This is a genomic window from Cyanobacteriota bacterium, from assembly GCA_025054735.1.
Classification (GTDB): Bacteria; Cyanobacteriota; Cyanobacteriia; order SKYG9; family SKYG9; genus SKYG9.
The window spans coordinates 1-2687 of the sequence record JANWZG010000472.1; the positions used below are offsets into that span (position 1 = coordinate 1).

The 2687-nt window shown below is 49.1% G+C and carries 4 protein-coding genes; 2 read left to right on the forward strand and 2 right to left on the reverse strand.

All coding sequences use genetic code 11. The annotated features are described in order from the left end of the window. Window positions 1-84: 84 nt before the first annotated feature. Complete coding sequence (locus tag NZ772_16950; protein MCS6815244.1) at window positions 85-399, reverse strand: DUF3155 domain-containing protein; 315 nt, start codon at window positions 397-399, stop codon at window positions 85-87. Between the two features lie 315 nt (window positions 400-714). On the opposite strand from NZ772_16950, the gene NZ772_16955 reads away from it, so the two are divergent. Together NZ772_16955 and NZ772_16960 are read left to right on the forward strand one after the other, a co-directional pair. Continuing rightward, on the forward strand, window positions 715-942 hold the full coding sequence (locus NZ772_16955) for a hypothetical protein (protein MCS6815245.1): 228 nt from the start codon (window positions 715-717) through the stop codon (window positions 940-942). A gap of 134 nt (window positions 943-1076) precedes the next feature. Then, window positions 1077-2405 (forward strand): efflux RND transporter periplasmic adaptor subunit, encoded by a 1329-nt coding sequence (locus tag NZ772_16960; GenBank protein ID MCS6815246.1) that lies wholly within the window; start codon window positions 1077-1079, stop codon window positions 2403-2405. A gap of 42 nt (window positions 2406-2447) precedes the next feature. Here NZ772_16960 and NZ772_16965 read toward each other — a convergent pair. Next, window positions 2448-2687: hypothetical protein (locus NZ772_16965; GenBank protein MCS6815247.1), on the reverse strand; the 240-nt coding region annotated here is incomplete at its 5' end.

Sequence of the window (2687 nt, forward strand, 5' to 3'; positions counted from 1 at the left end):
TCACGAAATAACAGACATAATTAAAGGGCATACGGCCAAACCATATACCCTTCAACAGTATCTAAATACCGACTGCCTAACCAACTAACGTCGAACTGCAACATGGATTTCCTCTGGTTCACCCAGTAAAACCCGCAGGCTGGGAAACAAGAAGTGATTCTCCTCAACGTACTGAGCACCAAATAGGCCCTTTTCTGCCCAAAAATAGCGATCAGTAGTATGTTCATTACGCTTAACTAGCAACAGGGCTGGTGGTGCAATACCCTGATCTTGAATGAACTTGCGAGCAGCAGTCACTGGCTTATCTTCACCGCTTTCAATACTAAACTGAGGCACCAACTCTAAAATTCTGCGCCCTTCCTGCCGGCGACGGCTCTTGCGTTTGCGTCTCCTTGCCAAACTCCTTACCTCCTCTTAACTAGGGGACTTATCTGTGGGTTCAAAAAATTGGCTGCACTAGCTCAGCTACACCTGACTTGTAGTTTTAGCTACAAAACCCATGTGAGTATATCGGCTCAGACCAAAAATTTCAACTTTTTTTAATGAGTTGATACAAATCCATGCCTGAAGCCACATCTAGCTAGGTAGGCTATTATGGACAGTTCTAACGATCGTAGCGTTCGTCACAACTGCTCATAATAGATAAGGCTATCGCTTTTACTCGAAAATGTAAAGCCTGATCGTATAGTAGATTGCAGAGTGTAGCGTCTCACTATGGCTCCAAGTGAACCTGACTGGCTAATTCCTAACTTGCCAACGGTCGTAGATTTGTTTGCTGGCTACCAACTTACCCGTGAGTTTTATCGAGAAGTTCACGATCGTGAAGAGCACCAGCGCTATTGCCAGTGGTATCACCAAGTGGCGCAACAGCATCGAGATGAGCTGAAACATCTCCGGCAGGATATCAATCTACTAGGATTCTTCTATCGAGGCCGATTTTAACCTGGCTTGCGTAGCTACAACCTGCTCTATGAACCTACTCCGCGTGAGTCAGCCTAATTTATTGGCTTAATGCATTAGGATTGCCTAGGTGCATCGCTAGAATAGAGTTGCTGTGCCCAGACTTTGTGAGTATTATGCAACTTCCGTTCGTAGGCAAGGTTAAAAATCCAGTGTTGGTCATCACTGGGTTGGTAGCTGTTGGAATCATAGGGCTGGGGACGATCGGCATGGTTGCCCAGCGCCGTATAGCTGCTCAGCAAGACTTAGAGAATTTGACCGTTGCAGTTACTCGCAAAGACCTGACGGTGCAAATTACTGCAAACGGCACTGTTGTAGCGGTGCGGACGGTGAACCTTAGCCCTAAGACAGCAGGTCGGGTGTCTGCATTGTTGGTAGAGCAGGGTGACCGCGTTGCCCAAGGCGATCTAATAGCGAAGATGGAAAATGCTGACCTAGAGGCGCAGCGTGCCCAAATCATGGCAGTCCTTGCCCAAGCTCAAGCCCGCTTAGAGCAACTGCGAAATGGTACGCGGAGTGAGGAGCTAGCACAGGCTGAATTCGCCGTTCAGCAGGCACAAGCTCAAGTCGAGCAGGCACGATCGCGCTTACAGTTGGCAACAGAGCGGTCAGCTCGCAACCGATCGCTGTATAACCAAGGGGCCATTGCCCGCGATCGTCTAGATGAAGTTTTGAATGAGGAACGGAATGCGATGGCTACTCTTGAGCAAGCAAAGGCTAGGGTGAACGAGCTAGACAATCGGTTACAGCAGTTGCGTAATGGTGCACGCCCAGAAGAGATTGCCCAAGCAGAGGCACAAGTCGCTGAGGCAGAAGCCAGATTGCAGGCCATTAACACCCAGATTGAAGAAAGCTATGTACGCGCCCCCTTCTCTGGCATTATTACCCAGAAATATGCTGTGGAAGGAGCTTTTGTGACCCCAACGACGGCTGCATCGGCTACTTCGTCGGCAACATCGACATCGATCGTAGCCTTAGCTAGTGGACTAGAAGTGCTGGCTAACGTGCCAGAGGTGGATATTGGTCGCATTAAACTGGGGCAACTGGTGGAAATTCGCACAGATGCCTATCCAGACCAAGTCTTTCGCGGTAAAGTACGCCTGATCGCTCCAGCGGCTGTGGAGCAACAGAATGTCACTTCCTTTCAAGTACGAATATCGCTCATTACAGGCAACAAGGAACTGAAAACAGGGATGAACACTGATTTAGTGTTTTTAGGTGACGTATTGAAAAATGTGTTGTCTGTACCGACAGTTTCCATTGTTACTCAAGATGGCCAAACAGGGGTGTATGTGCCAACCACTGGTCGCAAGGCTAAGTTTGTGCCTGTGACGATCGGCCCCTCGATCGGCACTGAAACTCAAATTCTGGAGGGTTTGAACCAGGGTGATCTGGTGTTTGTAGATCTCCCCAAAGACAAACGACCTAGAGAGGAACGCCGATAGCCAGCAGCTCTGAGCATGGGTGTAGCCAAGCTAGCATAGACACTAGTTCGCTTTGGGTGACGACAGACTACCTAGAGTCGCTAGTTGATGGGCAATTGTGCCCCGACGAGTAATAATAACGCAGCCTCGACAACTACCCGATTCATCACGGGCAGGCATCGTGGGAAAAAATGGCACTAGGTGGTGACGAGTCAGGATGTCCTGAATGTATTTGAGGTTAAGGGCAATAGAGCCGTAGCGATCGTAGCCATACCCTCGGTCTTGGGGAACTTGAAAGTCATC